Raw genomic sequence first — 22,248 nt, 5'->3', positions numbered from 1 at the left:
GGTGTTCAGAACAGGCGCACCCATTCCGGATCTCGTGCAAAGCAGGTTCGTCCTGCTTCAGTTTACTTGTTTGCGGCGCCGTCGGGGGTATGCCGGCGCCGCAGGCAGAGGTCCTCAGCTGCAGCCGGAGGTGCCCCCGCAGGTGTTGCATTTCATGCAGGTGCCGTTGCGCACCAGCGTGTAGTTGCCGCATTCGCCGCAGGCTTCGCCCTCGTATCCTTGCATTTTTGCCTTGGTGCGGGCGTCCATTCCGCCAGTGCTTTGCGCTGGTGCCTCAGTGGTTTCCGGTACCAGCGACTGCAATGCTGCAACCGGATCGGTGCCGGTTCCCAAGATCCCCGCATCTGTCTGGCCGCCTTGCAGCACCACCAGTTCCTGCGGCAGACGCTTGCGCAAGTAGCCGGTCGAGGAGATTTGCTTGAGCACTTCCAGAGACCGCGTTGCGGCGCTTTCGCTCAGCTCGGAGACGTTCGACACGCCTTCTTCCTCGCCGCGGCCCAGGTCGTCGAAGGTCGCGCCTTCCGGCTTCACATGCGCCAGATCGGTGCGGTCCAGATAGCTGACCGCCAGTTCGCGGAACACGTAGTCGAGGATTGAGGTCGCATTCTTGATCGAGTCGTTGCCCTGGACCATGCCCGCGGGCTCGAACTTGGTGAAGGTGAAGGCGTCGACAAACTCCTCCAGCGGCACGCCGTACTGCAGGCCGACCGACACCGCGATGGCGAAGTTGTTCATCATCGCCCGGAAGCCTGCGCCTTCCTTATGCATGTCGATGAAGATCTCACCGAGGTTGCCGTCCTCATATTCGCCGGTGCGCAGGTACACCTTGTGGCCGCCAACAACCGCCTTTTGGGTGTAACCCTTGCGCCGCTGCGGCATCTTGGTGCGGTGCGATTTCAGCACCTCTTTGATGACCACTTTCTCGACGATCTTCTCCGCCAGCACCGCGGCCTTTTCCTGGGTCGAGCCGCTCTCCAGCACCTCCGCCGCGTCGTCGTCATCCTCCACCAGCGCGGCCGCCAGCGGCTGGCTCAGCTTGGAGCCGTCGCGGTACAGCGCGTTGGCTTTCACCCCCAGGCTCCAGCTCAGCTCATAAGCTTTCTGGCAGTCCTCGATGGTGGCCGAATTCGGCATGTTGATGGTCTTGGAGATCGCACCGGAGATAAAGCTCTGGGCTGCTGCCATCATGTAGATATGGCTGTCAACACTCAGGAAACGCTTACCTTTTTTGCCGCACGGGTTGGCGCAGTCAAAGATCGCGTAATGCTCTTCCTTCAGATGCGGCGCGCCCTCCAGGGTCATGGTGCCGCAGACGTGGTCGTTGGCCGCATCGATGTCTGCCTTGGTAAAGCCCAGGTGGCGCAGCAGATCAAAGGTCGGATCGTTCAGCTTGGGCGCCGGGATGCCCAGCACGCCGGTGCAGAAATCCTCACCCAGGGTCCACTGGTTGAACACGAACCGGATGTCAAAGGCCGATTCCAGCGCCGCGTCCACCTTGGCCAGCTCGTTGGGGCCAAAGCCGTGACCGGCCAGCGAGGTGTGGTTGATGCCCGGCGCATTGCCGATGGAGCCGTGGCCCACCGCATAGGACACGATCTCCTCAATCTGGGCAGAGCTGTAGCCCAGCCCCTCCAGCGCCGACGGCACCGAGCGGTTAATGATTTTGAAGTAGCCGCCGCCAGCCAGCTTCTTGAACTTCACCAGCGCAAAGTCCGGCTCGATCCCGGTGGTGTCGCAATCCATTACCAGCCCGATGGTGCCGGTGGGCGCAATCACCGTGGTCTGCGCGTTACGGTAGCCGTGCTTTTCGCCGAGCTCCAGCGCCTCATCCCAGGCGCTGGCCGCCAGATCGGTCAGCAGCGCATCCGGGCAGCTGGCGATGTCCAGCGGCACCGGTTTCACGGACAGCGATTCATAGCCGTCTGCGTTACCCTTTGCAGCATTTCGATGGTTGCGGATCACCCGCAGCATGTGGTCTGCGTTTTTCGCATAGCCCGGGAAGGCCCCCAGCTCCGAGGCGATCTCGGCCGAGGTGGCATAGGCGACACCAGTCATCAGCGCAGTCAGCGCACCGCACAGCGCCCTGCCCTCGTCCGAGTCATAGCCGTAGCCCATGTTCATCAAGAGCCCGCCGATATTGGCATAGCCCAGGCCCAGGGTGCGGAAGTCATAGGAACGCTGCGCGATTTCCTTGGACGGGAACTGCGCCATCATCACCGAGATTTCCAGCGTCAGCGTCCACAAACGGCAGGAATGCATGAAATCATCCGCCTGGAACAGCCCGTCCTTCAGGAAGCTGAGCAGGTTCAGCGACGCCAGATTGCAGGCGGTGTCGTCCAGGAACATGTATTCCGAACAAGGGTTTGAACCGCGGATCTCACCGTCTTCCGGGCAGGTGTGCCACTCGTTCACCGTGTCGTGGAACTGGATGCCCGGATCGGCGCAGGCCCAGGCCGCGTGGCCGACTTTTTCCCACAAGTCGCGGGCCTTGACCACCTTGGCAACGTTGCCGTCGGTGCGGTTGACCAGCTCCCAGTCCGCGTTCTTTTCGACTGCGTGCAGGAAGGCGTTGGTCACCCGGATCGAGTTGTTGGAGTTCTGCCCGGAAACAGAGCTGTAGGCCTCCGAGTCCCAATCGGTGTCATAGGTCGGAAACTCGATCGAGGTGTGGCCCTGCTTGGCGTAGTCCAGCACGCGCTTGATGTAAGTTTCCGGGATCGCTACCTTTTTGGCTTCGCGGATCGCCGACTTCAGCCCGCCGTTGACCGCCGGGTCATAGGCATCCGCTTCGGCCCCGTCCCAGCTGCGGATCGCCTCGAAAATGCCGTTCAGCATCTTCTCGTGCATTTTGGAGCCTGCGACGATCGACGCGACTTTCTGCTCTTCCAGAACCTTCCATTCGATGAACTGTTCGATATCCGGGTGATCCGCGTCGACGATCACCATTTTTGCTGCCCGACGGGTTGTGCCGCCTGATTTGATGGCGCCCGCCGCGCGGTCGCCGATTTTGAGGAACCCCATCAGGCCTGAGGATTTGCCGCCGCCGGACAGCGGCTCGCCCTCCGCGCGCAGATGGGAGAAGTTGGTGCCGGTGCCGGAGCCGTATTTGAACAGCCGCGCCTCGCGCACCCACAGGTCCATGATGCCGCCGTCCTTGACCAGATCGTCGGACACCGACTGGATAAAGCAGGCGTGCGGCTGCGGGTGCTCATAGGCGCTGTCCGATTTGGTCAGCTTGCCGGTCTTGTAGTCGACATAGTGATGGCCCTGCGCCGGGCCGTCGATGCCATAGGCCCAGTGAAGGCCGGTGTTGAACCACTGGGGCGAGTTCGGCGCCGAACGCTGGGTCGCCAGCATATAGCGCATCTCGTCGTAATAGGCGCGCGCGTCCTCCTCGGAGGAGAAATAACCGCCCTTCCAGCCCCAATAGGCCCAAGCGCCTGCCAGACGGTCAAACACCTGCTTGGAGGAGGTCTCGCCGCCGAGGACGGCGCCATCGTCGGGCACAGAGCGCCACAGGAACTCCGGCACGCCCTTTTCGCGGACCTTCTTCAGGCGGGACGGCACGCCGGCCTTGCGGAAATACTTCTGGGCGATGACGTCGCTGGCAACCTGGCTCCAGGACGCGGGAATTTCGATATTGTCGAGACGGAAAACGATGGTCCCGTCCGGGTTGCGGATTTCCGAAGTGGCCGAGACAAAGGCCAGATCGGCATAGGCATCCTGTCCGGGTTTGGTGAATTTCCGTTCGATCTTCATGCTTTGCCCCTTCTCAAGCACTCATCGTTCATGTGTCGCGGTGCCCCCGCACCAATCTGCCCCGGCTGCAGAACACACGAACATTCCTGTGCACACCGCATTTGGCGTACCCGAGGCCCTCGCCGGCCGTTCTTCCCAGGACTGTGTGCTGTTTTCAGCGTTGTTGCTGCGGCTCCAAAACCCACCAGATCTAGTGCCACCGCAACCGGTGAACACAATTTGGCGTATTCTGACACAAGGGGTCAACGTTAAATTTACGTCTTGGAAAGGATCTTTGCTGTTGACGCTTTCTACGCTTTGCAGGGTCCGCCGGTGCGATTTGATTCATCCACAGGCGGTCACTGTTTCAACTCATTCAGTACACCTAGCAGTGACCTCGAATTTCTATTGTCAGGCGAGTGACTTGCCTCCTTGGCTGCTGAAGACGCCAGCACCGGAAGAACGCCCGCCAGAGGATTCTTCGGCCAGAACAGGAGACTGCAGCCGCCTAAGGGAGTTAACGGTGACCTTACCGTGACTTAATGGCCTTCCCCTTACGGCACCCGCACCGCAGTTAACAATCTGATGCGCCTTCGCGCCAATTGATTGAAGAAGCCTTAACAAGGGGTTAAGGAAGTATTAACGCCTTAGGTTGCGCTAGCGTCTAACAACTCTCCATGCGCGCGAAACGATTCCCTGCAGGCTGCGCTGCCGCGAAAGATTCGCTGAGGTTTTATGATGTGGAGTGGTCGGGGCGGCGAGATTCGAACTCACGACCCCCTGTACCCAAAACAGGTGCGCTACCAGACTGCGCCACGCCCCGGACCGTGCGCCTTCCTATCTCCGGCGGATTGATTTGAAAACCCCTAACAGGGCCAAACTGCGCCGCTACCGGAAAAAATTTTGTGGCGCATCTGGCTGCCGGCTGAGATGCCATAACTGCGGGCGAGCCCGCCGTTAATTTCAAGGACCGCAAACACCTGGTCGCCGCCGGGGATCGGTGTCAGATCGCCGGGCACTGCGTTTTCGTGAATAGACGTCACCTGTCCCCGTTCATCCAGAAAGATGATGTCCAGGGGGATCAGCGTGTTCTTCATCCAGAAGGCGGCCGGTTGCGGCTGTTCATAAACAAACAGCATCCCTGCCCCGCGCGGCAGCTCTTTCCGGAACATCAGCCCCTTTGCCCGTTCGGCCTCGCTGTCGGCGATCTCGACGTCAAAGGCTGCCTGTCCCCAGGCGCCGCGTAAATCGACCCGGCCCGGCGCGCAGTCCGCTGCAAGCGCCGGGGCAGCAATAACGGTCAGGGCGGCGCACAAGCTCAGTTGAACTAGGCGCCGTCTCATGGTGTCAGTCCGACGCGCCGGGCTGAAGCGCGGCTTCCCAGGCCAGCACTTCTACCGCCATGCGGCCGCGCTTGCCGTCGATCACCCGCATCGCCAGCGCTTCGCCCGGCTGCAGATCGGCAAGCCCGGACTGGCGCAGAACCTCGACATGCAGGAAAACATCCTCGCCGCGGCCAAAGACATTGGCAAAGCCGAACCCCTTGCCCTTGTCGAACCATTTGACCCTCGCCGGCTCCAGCGGTTCGCTTTGAAGGCTGTCCATATCCAGCTCGGCGAAATCGCTCAGCACCGGAGTGTCGTCGCGTTCCGGCGGCATGATGGAAAGAACCTCAACCGCCTGAACACCGCGGCCGGTCTGATGCGTTACAATTTCGATCCTTGCCCCGTCCGCGACAGAGCTTTGGCCGAAATTGCGCAGCACGTTAACGTGGAGAAGAATGTCCGGACCGCCCTCGTCAGATACGACAAACCCGTAACCTTTGGCCGGGTCGAACCACTTCACCAGCCCCTGAATCTGATGCAAGCTGCTGAGATCTTCTGCCACTTACTTTTCCCACCACGTTTTATTATTTTTGATGAAGCTCTGATGCGCAATTCTGACCTTGGATTTCAAGCTAAAAAGTCTTGAAATTGTCATGAAACTGCTATTGACCCTAGGTAAACGTTAACTATTTCCATCACGGGTTTAGCCGCAGAATTTCCCATTCTGCGGTGCCCTCTTTGCGACGCCAGCGAAACCGGTCATGCAGCCGGAATGCGCCATCAGCCCAAAATTCGATCTCAACAGGCGCCAGCCTGTAGCCGCCCCAGAATGGCGGCCTCTCCGGGTTCGGCCCCTTCAAAGCCGTCACCTTGGCTACCTCCGCCATCAGCGTACCGCGGCTGTCCAGGGGCTGCGATTGTTTCGATGCCCAGGCGCCAAGGCGGCTTTTGAGCGAACGGGACCTGTAGTATTCGTCAGCCTGCGGCCCGTCCTCGCGGCTGATTGTTCCGCGCACCCGGATCTGGCGGCGCAGAGATTTCCAGTGCATCACAAAAGCGGCCTTGCCTGCTTGATCCAACTCCTGCGCCTTTGCACTTTCGTAGTTCGTGTAAAACACAAAGGCACCGTCTTCGATTTCCTTGAGCAGCACCATCCGGGAATTGGGCAGTCCGCTTTCGTCCACCGTGGCCAGTGCAATGGCGTTGGGATCATTGGGTTCTGACTGCTCCGCCTCCGCCAGCCAGGCGCGGGCGATTGCAAACGGATCGTCGCCTGCAAAAATTCCGGAACGGTCGGACATTGTGCACCTCATCGTGGGGTTTCGCTGCAACCTATGCAGCTTCCTGCCCGGCGGCAAGGGCGTGCACCCTTGAAGCGGCCCGCGCGGCATACTAAACACCGTCTAATTCAAGAGATCACAGGCGGAGAACCTGCATGTCTAGTCAACTGATGGCCGGTAAGCGCGGCCTCATCATGGGCCTGGCCAACGACAAATCCATTGCTTGGGGGATTGCCAAGGCTTGCGCCGATGCCGGCGCCGAGCTTGCCTTTTCCTATCAGGGTGAAGCACTGAAAAAGCGGGTCGGACCGCTGGCCGAGCAGCTGGGCAGCGATATCGTCCTGCCCTGCGATGTTTCGGACGAAGCCTCGATCGACGGCCTGTTCGCCGAGCTGGAAGCCAAGTGGGGCAAGCTGGACTTTGTGGTTCACGCCATCGGGTTTTCCGACAAGAACGAGCTGCGCGGCCGCTATGTCGACACCAGCCGCAGCAATTTCCAGATGACCATGGACATTTCGGTCTTTTCCTTCACTGCGGTTGCAAAACGCGCCGAGAAGCTGATGACCGAAGGCGGCTCGCTGCTGACCCTCACCTACTACGGTGCCGAACAGGTGATGCCCCATTACAATGTCATGGGTGTGGCCAAGGCCGCGCTCGAGGCTTCGGTCAAATACCTGGCCGAGGATCTGGGCAAGGACGGCATCCGCGTCAACGCGATCTCGGCTGGCCCGATCAAGACCCTGGCCGCCTCCGGCATTGGCGACTTCCGCTACATCATGAAGTGGAACGAGTACAACTCGCCGCTGCGCCGCAATGTGACCATCGGCGACGTCGGCAATTCCGCACTTTACCTGCTGTCCGATCTCAGCTCCGGCGTGACCGGCGAGAACCTGCATGTGGATGCAGGCTATCATGTAGTGGGCATGAAGGCGGTGGATGCACCGGATATTTCGAAGTAAAATCTGATACCGGGCCCGGGCTGCAGCCCCGGATCCGGCAAGCTGACGCGATTTCGCGGGGAGCAAGAAACATGACTGACCGTCTGCCGCACGAAAAAGGCTTTCACATCAGCTGGGACCAGATCCATCGCGACTCGCGCGCGCTGGCCTGGCGTCTGGACGGGCAAGGCCCCGATGGCGGCGCTTGGCGTGCCGTTGTGGCGATTACCCGCGGCGGCATGGCGCCGGCCATGATCGTCAGCCGCGAACTGGACATCCGTACCGTCGATACGATCTCGGTACGGTCCTACCACCACCAAGCCCAAGGCGAAGCAGAGGTGCTGAAAGCCCCGGACGCTGATCTGATGGGCGACGGCGAGGGCGTGCTGATCATCGACGACCTGGTCGACAGCGGCAAAACCCTGGAACTGGTGCGCGAGATGTACCCCAAGGCGCATTTTGCCACTGTCTATGCCAAGCCCAAGGGGCGCCCGATGGTGGACACCTTCATCACCGAAGTAAGCCAGGACACCTGGATCTTCTTTCCCTGGGACATGGCGTTGCAGTACGTGGAGCCCTACCGCGGCAAAGACTGACCCGGCTCTGTTTCAAGGTGTCAGAGGCGCGCGTTACAGCGCGCCTTTTCTTTTGGGCCTTCCTGCTTGAGCCGCGACCGGCGCCGTGCCAGACATATGCCGGGCGCAATCGGACGCGCCGGAAGACACGCCGCAGCCCGGAGCCGCTCATGCCCCTGCCCCGCACCCAAACCACTTTTGTCTCGCCCATCGTCGAATCGCGCCGCTGGGTGGCCGGGACCGCATTTCCCCCGGACCGCCCTCTGCTGAACGTGAGCCAAGCTGCCCCGGCCGAAGCCCCGCCCCAGGGGCTGCGCCAGGCGCTGGCCGACGCTGCGCTGACCGACGTTTCAGCCCACCTCTATGGCCCGGTGCTGGGCAATGAGCCTCTGCGCCAGGCGCTGGCGCGGCAGATCTCCACGCATTACCGGGCCGGCGTGCGGGCTGGGCAGATCGCCATCACTTCCGGCTGCAACCAGGCCTTTGCCGCCGCCATTGCTGCGCTTTGCGGTGAAGGCGACGAGGTGATCATCCCGGTCCCCTGGTACTTCAATCACAAAATGTGGCTGGACATATCCGGTGTCACGGCCGTTCCGCTGCACGTCGGCGAAGGCATGCTGCCGGATCTCGCGCTTGCAGAATCCCTGATCACGGAGCGCACCCGCGCCATCGTTCTGGTGACACCCAACAATCCCTGCGGCGTCGAATACCCCGCCGGGCTGGTGCAGGCCTTCTTCAGCCTCGCCCGCGACCGCGGCCTGGCGCTCATCGTAGACGAGACCTACCGCGATTTCGACAGCCGTGAGGGCGCGCCGCACGGGCTGTTTCAGATGCCGGAGTGGGACAGGACCCTGATCCATCTCTACTCCTTTTCCAAGGCTTACCGGCTGACCGGCCACCGGGTCGGCGCCATTGCGGCATCTGAGGACCGGATGTTCGAAATGGAGAAGTTTCTGGATACCGTCACAATCTGCCCCTCGCAGCTGGGCCAGGCCGGCGCCCTATGGGGAATTGAAAACCTGCAGGATTGGCTGGCGGGCGAACGCCAGGAAATCCTGGACCGCCGCGCCGCGATTGAGGAAGGGTTCCCGGTACTGGCGGCCAAAGGCTGGAAACTGCTCGGCTGCGGCGCCTATTTTGCCTATGTCGAACACCCCTTTGACGCGCCATCCGAGGAGATCGCAAAGCGGCTGGTGTCTGATGCCTCGATCCTGATGCTGCCGGGCTCGATGTTCATGCCCGCAGGCGACCCGGATGGCGACCGCCAGTTCCGCATTGCCTTTGCAAATGTGGACCGGGCAGGCATCCGGACGCTGTTCGACCGTCTGGCGGCCTTTAATCCCTGATCATCCAGCAGTTTGATCCGCAACCGTCTTGCCCCTCTGCGGGCAGCCGCGTATTCAGTCAGCGGCATTTCCCGCTGCCAGGCAAACCCTTGCGCAGCAGAACAATAAAGAGGGCATCATGGCCGCAGGCATGAAACACCTATCCAAAACCTTTGTCTGGATCCTGATGGGGATGCTGATTGTCGGCCTCGCCGGATTTGGCGCGGTGAATTTCACCAGTTCCTCCTCCTCCGTTGCCCAGGTCGGCGATGAGGAAGTCAGCATCGGAAACTATGTCCGCGAGCTTCAGCGCGAGCAGCGCGCCCTGCAGGCTCAGACCGGACAGGCGGTGTCGATGTCGCAGATGACTGCCTTCGGGATGGACCGGATGGTTCTCGGGCGGCTGATCTCTCTGGCGGCACTGGACCACGAAGCCAAGCAGCTGGGCCTGTCGATCGGCGATGAAAACCTGATCGAAGAACTCTCTTCAATTGATGCCTTCCAAAGCGTCAGCGGCGAATTCGACCGCGACGCCTACCGCTTTGCCCTGCGCAACGCCGGCCTGACCGAGAAAGAATTCGAAGAGGACCTGCGCCGCGAAGCCGCCCGCACAATGGTGCAGGGTGCAGTTCTGTCCGGCACCAAAATGCCGGAAACGCTGACCGAAACCCTGACCGGTTTCATCGGCGCCCGCCGCAGCTTCTCTTACGTTCAGCTCAATGCTGCTGACATCGCACTGACCGCCGAGGTTCCGTCAGATGAGGACCTGCAAGCCTTCTACGAGGCCAATCAGGACCAGTTCATGCTGCCGGAAACCAAGGTCATTACCTACGCCGCCCTGCGCCCTTCCATGCTGATGGATGAGGTTGAGATCGACGAGACTGCCCTGCAGCAGCTGTTTGAAGACCGCAGCGAACAGTATCAGGTGCCCGAACGCCGCCTGGTCGAGCGTCTGGTCTTTGCCGATCAGGAGGCCGCGGCCAGCGCGAAGGCGCAGCTGGAAACCGGCGGAGCCACCTTTGAAAGCGTTGTCGAGGCCCGCGGGCTGACTCTGCAGGACGTTGACATGGGCGACGTGACCATGGGTGATCTCGGCGCGGCAGGCACAGATGTGTTTGCTGCTGAGGTTGGCACTGTGGCAGGCCCCCTGCCCTCCGATCTCGGCCCGGCGCTCTACCGTGTGAACGGCCGTCTGGAAGCCCAGATCACAACCTTTGATCAGGCAGAGCCGGAACTGCGCGAGGAACTCGCCTCCGGCCGTGCCCGCCGCCTGGTGGAGGCGCAGGCCGAAGATATCGACGACATGCTTGCCGGCGGCGCGACCCTGGAGGAGCTGGCGACCGAGAGCGGGCTGGAACTGGTTCAGATCAACTGGACCGAAGAGTCCAGCGAGGGCATCGCCGCATATGAAGGGTTCCGCACCGCCGCTGCTGCGGTCACCGCAGATGACTTTCCGGAAGTGAATTTCCTGGACGATGGCAGCCTGTTCGCCCTGCGCCTTGACGAGGTTCTGCCCGAACGCCCCGAACCCTTTGCAGAAGCCAAAGACAAGGTCCTGGCTGCCTGGCAGGCTGACCGCCTGGCAAACGCCCTGAAAGCACAGGGTGAGGAGCTGCTGGCTCAGGCAGAGGCCCAGGATAACTTTGCGGAAGACGCCGAGGTCAAAACCGAAACCGGACTGACCCGCACTGCCTACATCGACACCGTGCCGGCGGAGCTGGTTACCGGGGTGTTCGATATGGAGGTCGGAGAGTTCCGCCTGGTGCAAGATGCGAACTCGGCCGTTGTGGTCCGTCTCGATGCCATCCTGCCGCCGGAGCAGAGCGACGACATGACCCTGCTCACCCAGGCCCTGCAGGCGCAACTGGACCAGTCGCTGGCCGAGGAGCTGTTCCAGGCCTATGTGCAGGATGTCCAAGCCCGCGCCGAACCCCGTGTCGACCAGCAGGCGCTGAATGCAGCGCAGGCAAACTTCCAGTAATCAAGGCAAGCACCCATGGCCCTGACCCCCGATTTCGACAGTTTCGCCAAGGCCTATGAGGCCGGCGAAAACCAGGTCGTCTACACCCGCCTTGCCGCCGACCTTGACACGCCGGTGTCGCTGATGCTCAAGCTCACCGGCGCCCAAAAGGATGCCTTCATGCTGGAATCGGTGACCGGCGGCGAAGTGCGCGGGCGCTATTCGATCATCGGCATGAAACCGGATCTGGTCTGGCGCTGCCACGGCGAGCAGTCCGCGCTCAACCGCTCAGCGCGGTTTGACGCGGATGACTTCACGCCGCAGGACGGCAACCCAATGGACAACCTGCGGGCGCTGATTGCAGAAAGCAAAATTGCCCTGCCCGACGATCTGCCCCAGGCTGCCGCCGGTCTCTTCGGCTATCTTGGCTATGACATGATCCGGCTGGTGGAGCACCTGCCGGACGTGAACCCCGACCCGCTCGGCCTGCCCGATGCGCTGATGCTGCGGCCCTCGGTGATTGCGGTTCTGGACGGGGTCAAGGGCGAGGTCACCGTGGTCTCCCCCGCCTGGGCCAGCGACGGCCAGACCGCCAAGGCGGCCTACGCTCAGGCTGCGGAACGGGTGATGGACGCGGTCCGCGATCTGGAACGCGCCATGCCCGCGGAAAGCCGCGATCTCGGCGATGCTGATGAGGTCGCGCCGCCGGTATCGAATTTCACCAAAGAGGGCTACATGGCCGCGGTGGAGAAGGCCAAGGACTACATCCGCGCAGGCGACATCTTCCAGGTGGTGCCGGCACAACGGTGGACCCAGGAGTTCCGCCAGCCGCCCTTCGCCCTCTACCGCTCTTTGCGGCGCACCAACCCGTCGCCCTTTATGTTCTACTTCAACTTCGGCGGCTTCCAGGTGGTGGGCGCGAGCCCTGAAATCCTGGTCCGCGTCTTCGGCCAAGAAGTTACCATCCGCCCGATCGCAGGCACCCGTCCCCGCGGCGCCACGCCTGAGGAAGACAAGGCGCTGGAACTGGATCTGCTCGCCGACAAGAAGGAACTGGCCGAGCACTTGATGCTGCTGGACCTTGGCCGCAACGACACCGGCCGGGTTTCTAAAATCGGCACCGTGCGCCCGACTGAGAAATTCATCATCGAACGCTACAGCCACGTGATGCATATCGTCTCCAACGTCGTGGGGGAACTGGCAGAGGACAAGGATGCGCTGAATGCCTTCTTTGCCGGCATGCCCGCAGGCACCGTCTCCGGCGCGCCCAAGGTGCGTGCGATGGAGATCATCGACGAGCTGGAACCGGAAAAGCGCGGTATCTACGGCGGCGGTGTCGGCTATTTCTCGGCCGGTGGCGACATGGACATGTGCATTGCTCTGCGCACCGCCATCGTCAAGGACCAGAACCTCTACATCCAGGCAGGCGGCGGCGTTGTCTACGACAGCGACCCGGAGGCGGAGTATATGGAGACAGTCCATAAATCCAACGCCATCCGCCGCGCCGCTGCAGATGCCGCCCGCTTTACCGGCAACGGCAACCGGTAACGCCCAAGAGACACCGCCGAAGCTTCACGTTTCCCGAAGTACTCCCGCCGGAGGCAACGGCGCCCGCCCAGGGCGCCGTTTCACTTTGACGGCAGCTGCGCCTCAAGGCTGGCAGATACCGGCGCCAGGGCCACCCGGGCGGCCCGGTCCTGCAACCCCCAAAGCAGCAGCGCCGAAATCGTATCGGGCCGCAGACGGCCCAGCATGATCACCGCGCCCTCCTGTCCGGCCCGGAACGCCGCCTGATCCAGAAACCGCCGGATCGCCCGCGGATTCTGGCCCGCCCCGTCAAAGTCGCGGAACACCACACCGGCAGGCACACCATCCCGCAGCGCCAGTTTCTGCACCGTGTTGAGGCCGCTGTTCTGTGTCACCAGGCCATAGCCGGCAGAGGCCGCCATCGCCGCCACCTGATCCGCCAGCGGCCGGTTGCCTTGCACTCCGGTGTCCACCCCTTCCAGAATGGCCACCGCTTCCGGCAAGTTCCCGCGCCAGACTTCCAGCGCCGTCTCGGCGTCCTGCGGCGTGGCGGCACGCGGCAGGTCCGCCAGCATCAGAACCTCGAACCCCGCCGCCCGGCGCGCCGCCATCTTCGCCGCGGCCTCAGGGTCGTCAGGGTCAATGGCAAAGCTCAAGGGATACGGAAACTCTGCCAGCGCTTCTGCGCCCACGGCACCGGCGTCATCAATCAGCACGATCGACATCAGCGGCCGGTCTTCCGGGTTGGCGAACGGTTCCGCAAAAGCCAGAAACGGCGGCTTGTCCTGCGGCTGGGGGCCGGCCTGCGCAAATTCCTGCGTCTTGTCCCGTTCGGTCAGGGGAACCACCGGCGTTCCGATGCGCGGAGCCAGGACCTCCTGCTCCGGCTCTTGAGCAACGCCGGCCTCGTCCTCAGTCTGCACAGCTTCATCCCCGGCGCTGGTCTCAGGGACAGCCGGCGCCGCGCCGATCACCGGCAATGTGGTCGCTTGCGGCGCCGCACCGATATCGGGGGCCAGAACCGATGCGGTCGTTTGCAAGGCGGGGTCTTGCTGCACGGCGGGCAATGGTGTTGTTTCCTGAGGCGCCGCGACAGAGGCAGTCTCTTCTTCGGCCGGCTGTTCGGGTTCTGGCGCCGGCTCCTTTGCGGCTATAACTGCGGTCTCGCTGCCGGGCGCTTGCGGGGCCTCCGGCTGGGCGGCCTGCGGCTGGCCTTCAGGACTGGTCTGCTCCACACCCGGCGCTGGGGCCGGTGCGGGACTGGTTCCGTCAACCGCAGATGCGGCAAGGCCGACCTCCGGCTTGCCTGCAGGTGCCGTATCAACTCCAGTCAAGGCGCTCAGATCATCGGCTGCACCAGTTGCGGCCGGACTTGCAGGCTGTGCTTCCACAAGGTCTGCATCGCGCCCCTGGCCATTGCCGGGGATTTCCGCAACTTCGCCGCCGCCATCAGGCATTTGCGGGGCATCGCCAGGCTCATGCGGCGCCGGCTCCGTCGCGGTGCCGGCCATATCTTCATCTGATTGTTCAAAAGGTTGCGGCACGGCAGCCGTCTGGTCTTCACCGGCCTGTTTCTCCGGTTCCGAAACCGGCAGCGGCACCGATAATGACAGCATCGCCAGCCCGCCAGCGGCCAGCAAAGCCCCAACACTCACGCCGCCCAGAAATCCACGCATGCCTGTTTTGCCTCTCAATCCGTCTTTCCGTGCTGCGTCAATCCGGCCTGCCTGGACGGGCCCTGTTACCGGCCCTGTCCCGCAATCGCCTTTCCTGCCCTTGACGCTGCCCCGTATCCCTGAACATGTATGTTTCGACCACTATACTGCGGCGCGCCCCCGGCCCGCCACCCTTAAAAGAGCCCGCTACGATGCTGCTGCTGATCGACAACTACGATTCCTTTACCTACAACCTCGTGCACTATCTGGGCGAGCTGGGCGCGGAAATGGAAGTGCACCGCAACGACGCCATCAACGTGCAGGAAGCGATGGCGATGAAGCCGTCCGGCATCCTGCTGTCGCCCGGGCCCTGCGATCCCGATCAGGCCGGTATCTGCCTGGCGCTGACCGAAGCGGCGGCTGAGACCGGAACACCGCTGCTGGGCGTCTGCCTGGGCCATCAGACCATCGGCCAGGCCTTTGGCGGCAAGGTGGTGCGCTGCCACGAGATCGTGCACGGTAAGATGGGCAAGATGCACCACAAAGATAAGGGTGTTTTCAAAGGCTTGCCCTCGCCCTTTGAAGCGACGCGCTACCACTCCCTGGTGGTGGAGCGCGACAGCCTGCCGGACTGCCTGGAGATCACAGCGGAGCTGGAAGACGGCACCATCATGGGCCTGCAGCACAAGGCGCTGCCGATTCACGGGGTCCAGTTCCACCCCGAATCCATCGCCTCCGAACACGGCCACGCGCTGCTGAAAAACTTTCTCGACGTTATGAAGGTGCCCGCATGAGCGACCGCCTGAAGCCGCTCATCGGAGCCGCTGCCGAACGCTCCCTGACCCGCGAAGAGGCTGAAACCGCCTTTACACTGCTGTTCGAAGGCGAGGCCACGCCCAGTCAGATCGGCGGCCTGCTGATGGCGATGCGCACCCGCGGCGAAAGCGTTGATGAATATGCCGCCGCCGCCGCCGTAATGCGCGCCAAGTGCAACCCGGTGAAGGCACCCGCAGGCGCGATGGACATCGTTGGAACTGGCGGTGACGGCAAGAACACCCTCAACATCTCCACCGCCACCGCCTTTGTTGTTGCGGGCGCCGACGTTGTGGTCGCCAAACACGGCAACCGGAACCTCAGCTCCAAATCCGGCACCGCGGACTTGCAGTCGCAGATGGGAATCAACGTGATGGTCGGCCCGCAAGTTGTTGAAAAAGCGATCAATGAAGCCGGTATCGGTTTCATGATGGCGCCCATGCACCACCCGGCAGTGGCGCATGTGATGCCCACCCGGCAGGAGCTGGGAACCCGCACCATCTTCAACATTCTCGGCCCCCTTACCAACCCGGCAGGCGTCAAGCGCCAGCTGACGGGTGCCTTCAGCCGCGAGATGATCCGTCCGATGGCGGAAACCCTCAAGGCGCTCGGGTCTGAGCGCGCCTGGCTGGTGCATGGCTCCGACGGCACCGACGAGCTGACCATTACCGGCATCAGCTGGGTATCCGCGCTCGAAGAGGACGGCAGCATCCGCGACGTCGAGCTGCATCCGGAGGACGCAGGCCTGCCGGTGCATTCCTTCGACAAGATTGTCGGCGGCACGCCGGAAGAAAACGCGATGGCCTTCCGTGTGCTGTTGCAGGGCACGCCCTCGGCTTACCGCGATGCAGTGCTGCTAAACGCAGCCGCTGCGCTGGTGGTGGCCGGTAAGGCTGCGGACCTCAAGGAGGGCGTCGCCCGCGCCGCCGCGTCGATCGACAGCGGTGCTGCCAAAGCCAAGGTAGAGGCGCTGGCCCGCATCACCTCAGCCGCATGACCGCTCTTCCGCCAGGGCTGGGCCGCTGGGCCGGCCTGCCCTTCTTCACAGATCAATGGTCCGGTATTGCAGCCGCGCTGCAGGCGGACCCGCGTGAGGTCCTGCCGCCGGCGCTGCAGCGGTTTGCCGCGCTGGAGCTGACCCAGCCGGAGGACACCCGCGTGGTGATCCTGGGCCAGGACCCCTATCCCACGCCCGGCCACGCCCACGGGCTTGCGTTCTCGGCAGAACCGGGCGTGCGCCCGCTTCCCCGCTCCTTATCCAATATTTACAAGGAGCTGGAGGCGGATCTTGGTGCAACCCGTCCGAACGGCGACCTGCGCGGCTGGGCCCGCCAGGGGGTGCTGCTGCTGAACACCGCCCTGTCGGTCCCCGCGGGTGAGGCAAACGGCCACAAGCACCTCGGCTGGCACCATCTGGTGCATCAGGTGCTGGAGCTGACGTCAGAACGCCCCACCGCTTACATTCTCTGGGGTAATGCGGCGCAAAAGCTTGAAAAACATATCAAACCGGGCGATCACCTGATCCTGAAAACCGCGCATCCCTCGCCCCTGTCGGCGCGGCGCGGCTTCTTTGGGTCCCGGCCCTTCTCAAAAGTGAACAATTGGCTCGCCGCACGCGGTGAAGCCGGCATAGACTGGAACACATGAACGGAGGCACTGGCATGACCCAAAACGTGCTGGACAAGATCAAGGCCTATAAGCTTGAGGAAGTGGCCGCCGACAAAGCCGCGAAACCGCTTGAGGCGGTTGAGGCCGAGGCGCGCGAAGCCTCCCCGGTGCGCGGCTTTGCCGACAGCCTGTTTCAGGCCAGCCGCCAAGGGTACGGCCTCATCGCGGAGATCAAGAAAGCCAGCCCGTCCAAGGGGCTGATCCGCCCGGATTTTGAACCCGCCGAACTGGCCAAAGCCTATGAGGCCGGCGGCGCCACCTGCCTGTCGGTGCTCACCGATACGCCCAGCTTTCAGGGTGCCAAAGACTTCCTCACCCAGGCGCGCGCAGCCTGCTCGCTGCCGGCACTGCGCAAGGACTTCATGTACGACACCTATCAGGTGGCCGAAGCCCGTGCGCTGGGCGCCGACTGCATCCTGATCATCCTGGCTTCCGTCTCCGACGAACAGGCGCAGGAGCTGGAGGAAAGTGCCTTTGAATGGGGCATGGATGTGCTGCTCGAGGTGCATGACGCCGAAGAGCTGGAGCGCGCCTGCAATCTGAAATCGCCGCTGATGGGCATCAACAACCGCAATCTCAAGACGTTTGAGACCACGCTGGACACCACCCGCGAGCTGTCGCGCCTGGTGCCTGCTGACCGGACCATCGTTTGCGAAAGCGGCCTGACCACACCCGAGGATCTGGCGGACATGGCCCGTTACGGCGCCCGCACCTTCCTGATCGGCGAAAGCCTGATGCGCCAGGAGGACGTGGCCGCGGCCACCCGTACTCTGCTCGCCAACCCTCTGACTCCCGGCATGATGTAAAGGAGGCAGCCCATGAGCCTCACCCATTTCGATACCAAGGGCGACGCCCATATGGTTGATGTCTCGGACAAGGCAGTGACTTCGCGCGTAGCAACTGCCGAGGGTCACATTGCCATGGCGCCGGAAACCTTTGAAATCATTTCAGAAGGCCGCGCCAAGAAGGGTGACGTTCTCTCCGTGGCCCGCTTGGCCGGGATCATGGGCGCCAAGAAGACACCGGACCTGATCCCGCTCTGCCACCCGCTGCCGGTGACCAAGGTTGCGGTGGAGCTGACGCTGGATCCGGACCTGCCCGGCGTGCGCATCGAGGCAACCGTCAAGACCACCGGCCAGACCGGGGTCGAAATGGAAGCGCTCACCGCCGTCTCCACCGCCGCGCTCACCGTCTATGACATGGCCAAGGCCGTGGACAAGGCGATGCAGATAGGCGGCATCCGCGTCACGCTGAAAGATGGCGGAAAATCAGGCAGGTACGAGGCATAGATGATCTCCGTCAGCGAAGCCCGCGCGCATCTTCTGGCGCTTGTCGCCAAGCTGGAGACCGAAGAAGTTCCCTTGGCAGAGGCCGCGGGCCGGGTACTGGCAGAGGATATGCACGCGCGCCGCGACCAGCCGCCCTTTTCCGCTTCCGCCATGGATGGCTACGCGGTGAATGCTGCAGAAGTCGAGCTGCACGCCATGTTCAAGGTGATCGGCGAGGCTGCTGCGGGCCATGCCTTTGACGGCCGCGTGGGCGCGGGCCAGGCGGTGCGGATCTTCACAGGCGCGCCAGTTCCGGAAGGCGCAAGTTTCGTTGTCATTCAAGAGGATATCAGCCGGACCGGAGACCTCATCACCATCAGGGATGAGCCTGGAAGGAACGACAACATCCGCCCCCGCGGCGGTGATTTCACCGATGGTCAGACCGTCTCCGCACCCCGGCTGCTGACACCTGCGGACGTCGCCCTTCTGGCCGCGATGAACATCCCCTCCGTTCCGGTCATTCGCCGCCCCGAGGTCGCCCTGATCTCCACCGGGGATGAGCTGGTGATGCCGGGCGGCACGCCCGGACCGGACCAGATCATCGCCTCCAACACTTTCGGCCTCAAGGCCATGCTGGAGAACATCGGCGCGCGCGCCCGCATCCTGCCGATTGCCCGCGACACCGAAAGCTCCCTGCGCACGGCTTTTGAACTGGCAGAGGGCGCCGACCTGGTGGTGACCATCGGCGGCGCCTCCGTTGGCGACCACGATCTGGTCGGCAAGGTGGCGCAAGATTTGGGGATGGAGCGCAGCTTCTACAAAGTCGCCATGCGCCCCGGGAAACCGCTGATGGCAGGCCGGATCAACTCTGCCGCCATGGTGGGTCTGCCCGGCAACCCAGTGTCAGCGATGGTCTGCGGCCATGTGTTCCTCGCACCGATGATCCAGGCGATGCTTGGCCTGCCGGACAGCGGCCAGTCGCTTCAAACTGCCACCTTGGCAGAGCCTCTTTCTGCGAACGGTCCGCGCGAGCATTACATGCGCGCCCGGATTGAGGACGGTAAGATCAGCGCTTTCGCCAATCAGGACAGCTCATTGCTTACTGTCCTGGCCGGGGCCAACGCCTTGCTGATCCGTAGGCCGGGTGACGGCTCACGCGACGCAGGCGAAACCGTGCAATATTTGCCGATCTGATACCCCTTCATCTTTGCAAAAATACTCCAGCTAAATGAACGCGACTCCCGCGCGTCCATTATCCGCCACAACCGCAAGCCGCCATGTTGACACAAAACGTGAACATGCGTAGAACAAAAGAAAACATCTACAAGAGGCGCGGAGGGAGCGGCGATGCTCACGAAAAAACAGCTGGATTTGCTGGAATTCATTCACAAACGCCTGCAGCGGGACGGTGTTCCGCCCAGTTTTGACGAGATGAAGGAGGCGCTGGATCTGCGCTCCAAATCCGGCATCCACCGGTTGATCACTGCCCTGGAAGAACGCGGCTTCATCCGCCGCCTCGCCCACCGCGCCCGCGCCATTGAGATCCTGCGGCTGCCCGAAAGCCTGGGTGGCACGCCAGAGCCGCAGGGCTTTGCACCCGCTGTGATCGAAGGCGGCCAGAGCGGCCACCGTACTGCCGCAGCTGCGGCCCCCGACCCCATGCGTCAGGCCGCGGTCGAGCTGCCGGTTATGGGCCGCATCGCGGCCGGTGTTCCGATTGAGGCGATCAGCCAGGTCTCGCACCAGGTGGCGGTGCCGGGCGGCATGATTGCCCCCAACGGCCAGCACTTTGCTCTGGAGGTCAAGGGCGACTCGATGATCGAGGCCGGCATCAACAATGGCGACATCGTGGTTATCCGCGAGACCAGTTCTGCCGACAACGGAGACATCGTGGTGGCACTGGTCGAAGACCAGGAAGCCACTTTGAAGTATTATCACCGCCAGGGCGGAATGATTGCGCTGGAGGCCGCGAACCCGGTCTATGAAACCCGGCGCTACCCCGAGGACCAGGTGCAGGTTCAGGGCCGCCTCGTCGGACTGATCCGCACCTACTGACGCTGCGCTGCCACCGCGAGCAGCCGCCGCAGGCGCCGGATCTCCGGCCCCTCCGGCTTCCACCCGCTCCACAGGCGCGCTCCGGTCGCTTCGCGGGCAGTCAGTAGCCGCCCGTCGGGCTGGACCGCGATGCTGCCGGTCTGCCGCAAATCCTCGGGCGTCAGCAGCAAGCAGTCGCCAAGCGGCACGCCGGCGACGTTGGAGACGATGATATCTCCCTTTTTACAAGGGCTTGCCTGCAGCAGCTTACGCTTTCCTGGTGCGTGAACCAAGCGGTAGCCCGCAGCTTTCCAAACAGGCAACCCCATGTCCGCCGCGCGCCACCGCGCAGCGGCCTCAGGCTGGCTGGCCGCATCGCCATCGTTTTCCAGCCAAATCTTTGCCGTGAACGCCTGCCCCTTAGCCCGCGACAACGCACGGCCCTCGGTTTCCATTACTCCGATCAGCCCGCCGGATCCGGCGATGATGACCGCGGGCCGCTCCGCCCCGCTCCAAACCCACAGCGCCGCAGCCGCTGGCAACAGGCCAGCGAGCCGGAGCCTCCCCTGCCAGATCACCGCGAATACCATGCCCGACGCAAACAGCGGCAGCACCGCGCCGCCCGGGGCCGCCACATGGGACACGGCCCCCTCAAACCCAGACACGGTTTGTGCGACGCTCAGAATCCAGTCCATGCCCCAGCGCATCACCGTCAGCGCAATCCCTTCCAGCCCGATGGGCACCAGGCACAGCGCCAGTACAGCCGCCGGAATGACCACAGTGCCCATAACCGGAACTGCCAGCACATTTGCAAGAAGACCGTAGTGAGGAAGGGTGTTGAAATGCGCGGCTGCAAAGGGCGCGGTTGCGGCACCTGCCACGGCGGAGGAAATCACCAGCGCCAGAACCGGCCGCAGCCAGCGCGGGCCCAACGGAACCTCTCCATCGCGCAGCGCGGCAAAAACCGCGACCAGCGCGGCCGTCGCGGCAAAGCTCATCTGGAAACCCGGGCTCAGCAGGCTTTCGGGACGCCGCAGCAATACGATCAATGCCGCCACTGCCACCGCCCGCAACGTGATCGCGCGCCGGTTCAGCAGCACAGCCCCCAGCATTACGGCCACCATGATAAAGGCCCGCTCCGTCGCAACATTGCCACCTGACAATAAAAGATAGCCTGCCCCGGCAGCCAAGGCGGTCAGCGCTGCCAGTTTCTTGACCGGCCAGCGCAGGGCAACCGGCGGCACCAGGCAGAACAGCACCCTCACGGCGGCAAAGACAAAGCCGGTGAGCAGCCCCATATGCAGACCGGAGATTGCCAGCAAATGCGCCAGGTTGCTTTGCCGCAGGGCCGTCAGCGTCTGCTCGCCGACACCGCTGCGGTCGCCGGCGGTGATGGCCGCGGCGAATCCGCCGGTCTCGCCCGGGATCCGCTCCTGCAGATACCCTGCCATTGCGCGGCGCAGGCGCTCCACCGGGACACCATCTCCCGGTGCCTCCGCCAGCAGAACCGGTGCTCTGGTATAGCCGAGGGCGCCCAGTTGTTTGAACCAGGCATGGCGGCGGAAGTCGAACCCGCCCGGCTCCGCCGGACCCTGCGGCGGCAGCAGATGCGCGGTTGTCATCACAATGGCGCCGGGCGGCGGAACAGTGTCCTGCCCCTTCAGCGAAATCCTGACACGGACCGGCGTTTTCGCGGGAGACACACGGTCCAGCCGTACCTGGTCCAGGGTCAGCCGCAGCGCATCGGTCGGGGAGCGGTCCACCGACACCACCCGCCCCTCCACCAGGCCGTAATAGCGGAAATCAAGAACCGGACCCGCAGCCCAATTGGCGCGGGCACCCGCCAGGCACAGGCCCGCGGCCGCAAAGGCTGGCGCCCACCACAGGAACGCCAGCGGCCGCCGTTGCCTCGCAAGCCAAGCCAGCAGCAGTGAAAGCGCTGTGAAAGACGCATAAACCGCCCAGCCAGGTTCGCTTTTCAAATTGAAATAGGCCCCGATCCCGGCGCCCAGAAACACTGGAACCCAGGCGAACAAATGTCCCCGCTGCGCCTGCAGCAGGTCTGCGATGGCTGCGCTCAGCCGCATGCTTGCCCCCCGCCTTCTGGCCCGGTAGACAGGCGGAAACTCTATGCCTCCCATG

General features: G+C 63.2%; 18 protein-coding genes and 1 tRNA gene. 12 read left to right on the top strand and 7 right to left on the bottom strand.

Translation table 11 applies throughout. The annotated features are described in order from the left end of the window. Positions 1-114 precede the first annotated feature (114 nt). The 5 genes from ACXAED_RS17945 to pdxH form a co-directional block, all read right to left on the bottom strand. Positions 115-3,759, bottom strand: a complete 3,645-nt coding sequence (locus ACXAED_RS17945) for a vitamin B12-dependent ribonucleotide reductase (RefSeq protein ID WP_475051984.1) — start codon at positions 3,757-3,759, stop codon at positions 115-117. A 725-nt stretch (positions 3,760-4,484) separates the two neighbouring features. Continuing rightward, positions 4,485-4,561: transfer RNA gene (locus tag ACXAED_RS17940), tRNA-Pro, on the bottom strand. A 43-nt stretch (positions 4,562-4,604) separates the two neighbouring features. After that, the gene (locus tag ACXAED_RS17935) at positions 4,605-5,081 is read right to left on the bottom strand and encodes a DUF192 domain-containing protein (protein ID WP_475051982.1); all 477 of its coding nucleotides are present in this window, start codon (positions 5,079-5,081) and stop codon (positions 4,605-4,607) included. Between the two features lie 4 nt (positions 5,082-5,085). Then, a complete protein-coding gene (locus tag ACXAED_RS17930; protein WP_475051980.1) occupies positions 5,086-5,625 on the bottom strand; it encodes a cold-shock protein in 540 nt (179 codons plus the stop codon). 133 nt (positions 5,626-5,758) lie between these two features. Continuing rightward, the gene (gene pdxH, locus ACXAED_RS17925; protein WP_475051979.1) at positions 5,759-6,364 is read right to left on the bottom strand and encodes a pyridoxamine 5'-phosphate oxidase; all 606 of its coding nucleotides are present in this window, start codon (positions 6,362-6,364) and stop codon (positions 5,759-5,761) included. A gap of 134 nt (positions 6,365-6,498) precedes the next feature. Between pdxH and fabI the strand changes: the two genes are divergently transcribed. The 5 genes from fabI to trpE all read left to right on the top strand — a co-directional run bounded on the left by fabI (position 6,499) and on the right by trpE (position 12,689). Then, positions 6,499-7,302: an enoyl-ACP reductase FabI gene (gene fabI / locus ACXAED_RS17920; protein WP_421055384.1), complete on the top strand. Its 804-nt coding sequence runs from the start codon at positions 6,499-6,501 to the stop codon at positions 7,300-7,302. 71 nt (positions 7,303-7,373) lie between these two features. Then, the gene (gene gpt, locus ACXAED_RS17915) at positions 7,374-7,877 is read left to right on the top strand and encodes a xanthine phosphoribosyltransferase (protein ID WP_475051978.1); all 504 of its coding nucleotides are present in this window, start codon (positions 7,374-7,376) and stop codon (positions 7,875-7,877) included. A gap of 149 nt (positions 7,878-8,026) precedes the next feature. Then, positions 8,027-9,202 (top strand): aminotransferase, encoded by a 1,176-nt coding sequence (locus ACXAED_RS17910; RefSeq protein WP_475051977.1) that lies wholly within the window; start codon positions 8,027-8,029, stop codon positions 9,200-9,202. 118 nt (positions 9,203-9,320) lie between these two features. Next, complete coding sequence (locus ACXAED_RS17905) at positions 9,321-11,162, top strand: peptidyl-prolyl cis-trans isomerase (protein WP_475051975.1); 1,842 nt, start codon at positions 9,321-9,323, stop codon at positions 11,160-11,162. 15 nt (positions 11,163-11,177) lie between these two features. Further along, positions 11,178-12,689, top strand: coding sequence for an anthranilate synthase component I (trpE, locus tag ACXAED_RS17900; protein WP_475051973.1), 1,512 nt, complete (start codon positions 11,178-11,180; stop codon positions 12,687-12,689). Between the two features lie 80 nt (positions 12,690-12,769). On the opposite strand, the gene ACXAED_RS17895 is transcribed toward trpE, so the two are convergent. Continuing rightward, the gene (locus tag ACXAED_RS17895; protein WP_475051971.1) at positions 12,770-14,344 is read right to left on the bottom strand and encodes a divergent polysaccharide deacetylase family protein; all 1,575 of its coding nucleotides are present in this window, start codon (positions 14,342-14,344) and stop codon (positions 12,770-12,772) included. 191 nt (positions 14,345-14,535) lie between these two features. Here ACXAED_RS17895 and ACXAED_RS17890 point away from each other — a divergent pair, with 191 nt between their 5' ends. The 7 genes from ACXAED_RS17890 (at position 14,536) to lexA (ending at position 20,127) form a co-directional block, all read left to right on the top strand. Beyond that, the gene (locus tag ACXAED_RS17890; RefSeq protein WP_475051970.1) at positions 14,536-15,117 is read left to right on the top strand and encodes an anthranilate synthase component II; all 582 of its coding nucleotides are present in this window, start codon (positions 14,536-14,538) and stop codon (positions 15,115-15,117) included. Further along, the gene (trpD, locus tag ACXAED_RS17885) at positions 15,114-16,133 is read left to right on the top strand and encodes an anthranilate phosphoribosyltransferase (protein ID WP_475051968.1); all 1,020 of its coding nucleotides are present in this window, start codon (positions 15,114-15,116) and stop codon (positions 16,131-16,133) included. Before ACXAED_RS17890 ends, trpD begins: the two co-directional genes overlap by 4 nt. Next, entirely contained in the window at positions 16,130-16,783 is a 654-nt protein-coding gene (locus tag ACXAED_RS17880) for a uracil-DNA glycosylase (protein WP_475051966.1), read from the top strand. Before trpD ends, ACXAED_RS17880 begins: the two co-directional genes overlap by 4 nt. Positions 16,784-16,797: 14 nt before the next feature. After that, positions 16,798-17,610: an indole-3-glycerol phosphate synthase TrpC gene (gene trpC, locus ACXAED_RS17875; protein ID WP_475051965.1), complete on the top strand. Its 813-nt coding sequence runs from the start codon at positions 16,798-16,800 to the stop codon at positions 17,608-17,610. A 12-nt stretch (positions 17,611-17,622) separates the two neighbouring features. Further along, the gene (gene moaC / locus ACXAED_RS17870) at positions 17,623-18,093 is read left to right on the top strand and encodes a cyclic pyranopterin monophosphate synthase MoaC (RefSeq protein WP_475051964.1); all 471 of its coding nucleotides are present in this window, start codon (positions 17,623-17,625) and stop codon (positions 18,091-18,093) included. Next, on the top strand, positions 18,094-19,266 hold the full coding sequence (locus tag ACXAED_RS17865; RefSeq protein ID WP_475051961.1) for a molybdopterin molybdotransferase MoeA: 1,173 nt from the start codon (positions 18,094-18,096) through the stop codon (positions 19,264-19,266). It begins immediately after the preceding gene. A gap of 153 nt (positions 19,267-19,419) precedes the next feature. Further along, entirely contained in the window at positions 19,420-20,127 is a 708-nt protein-coding gene (gene lexA / locus ACXAED_RS17860; protein ID WP_475051959.1) for a transcriptional repressor LexA, read from the top strand. Here lexA and ACXAED_RS17855 read toward each other — a convergent pair. Next, a complete protein-coding gene (locus ACXAED_RS17855; protein ID WP_475051957.1) occupies positions 20,121-22,193 on the bottom strand; it encodes a ComEC/Rec2 family competence protein in 2,073 nt (690 codons plus the stop codon). The genes lexA and ACXAED_RS17855 overlap by 7 nt on opposite strands. Positions 22,194-22,248 lie beyond the last annotated feature (55 nt).

This window comes from Leisingera sp. ABM4_103 (assembly GCF_056158685.1).
Note: the sequence above shows the minus strand (reverse complement) of the source record. Positions and strands in the feature narration are given on the sequence as shown.

What these genes read in the sequence shown, in the direction of transcription:
- trpE (WP_475051973.1), top strand. Translation starts at nt 11,178, where the DNA reads ATGGCCCTGACCCCCGATTTCGACAGTTTCGCCAAGGCCTATGAGGCC.
- ACXAED_RS17945 (WP_475051984.1), bottom strand. Translation starts at nt 3,759, where the DNA reads ATGAAGATCGAACGGAAATTCACCAAACCCGGACAGGATGCCTATGCC.
- moaC (WP_475051964.1), top strand. Translation starts at nt 17,623, where the DNA reads ATGAGCCTCACCCATTTCGATACCAAGGGCGACGCCCATATGGTTGAT.
- pdxH (WP_475051979.1), bottom strand. Translation starts at nt 6,364, where the DNA reads ATGTCCGACCGTTCCGGAATTTTTGCAGGCGACGATCCGTTTGCAATC.
- ACXAED_RS17855 (WP_475051957.1), bottom strand. Translation starts at nt 22,193, where the DNA reads ATGCGGCTGAGCGCAGCCATCGCAGACCTGCTGCAGGCGCAGCGGGGA.
- ACXAED_RS17905 (WP_475051975.1), top strand. Translation starts at nt 9,321, where the DNA reads ATGGCCGCAGGCATGAAACACCTATCCAAAACCTTTGTCTGGATCCTG.
- ACXAED_RS17865 (WP_475051961.1), top strand. Translation starts at nt 18,094, where the DNA reads ATGATCTCCGTCAGCGAAGCCCGCGCGCATCTTCTGGCGCTTGTCGCC.
- lexA (WP_475051959.1), top strand. Translation starts at nt 19,420, where the DNA reads ATGCTCACGAAAAAACAGCTGGATTTGCTGGAATTCATTCACAAACGC.
- ACXAED_RS17935 (WP_475051982.1), bottom strand. Translation starts at nt 5,081, where the DNA reads ATGAGACGGCGCCTAGTTCAACTGAGCTTGTGCGCCGCCCTGACCGTT.
- ACXAED_RS17890 (WP_475051970.1), top strand. Translation starts at nt 14,536, where the DNA reads ATGCTGCTGCTGATCGACAACTACGATTCCTTTACCTACAACCTCGTG.
- ACXAED_RS17895 (WP_475051971.1), bottom strand. Translation starts at nt 14,344, where the DNA reads ATGCGTGGATTTCTGGGCGGCGTGAGTGTTGGGGCTTTGCTGGCCGCT.
- ACXAED_RS17880 (WP_475051966.1), top strand. Translation starts at nt 16,130, where the DNA reads ATGACCGCTCTTCCGCCAGGGCTGGGCCGCTGGGCCGGCCTGCCCTTC.
- gpt (WP_475051978.1), top strand. Translation starts at nt 7,374, where the DNA reads ATGACTGACCGTCTGCCGCACGAAAAAGGCTTTCACATCAGCTGGGAC.
- trpD (WP_475051968.1), top strand. Translation starts at nt 15,114, where the DNA reads ATGAGCGACCGCCTGAAGCCGCTCATCGGAGCCGCTGCCGAACGCTCC.
- fabI (WP_421055384.1), top strand. Translation starts at nt 6,499, where the DNA reads ATGTCTAGTCAACTGATGGCCGGTAAGCGCGGCCTCATCATGGGCCTG.
- trpC (WP_475051965.1), top strand. Translation starts at nt 16,798, where the DNA reads ATGACCCAAAACGTGCTGGACAAGATCAAGGCCTATAAGCTTGAGGAA.
- ACXAED_RS17910 (WP_475051977.1), top strand. Translation starts at nt 8,027, where the DNA reads ATGCCCCTGCCCCGCACCCAAACCACTTTTGTCTCGCCCATCGTCGAA.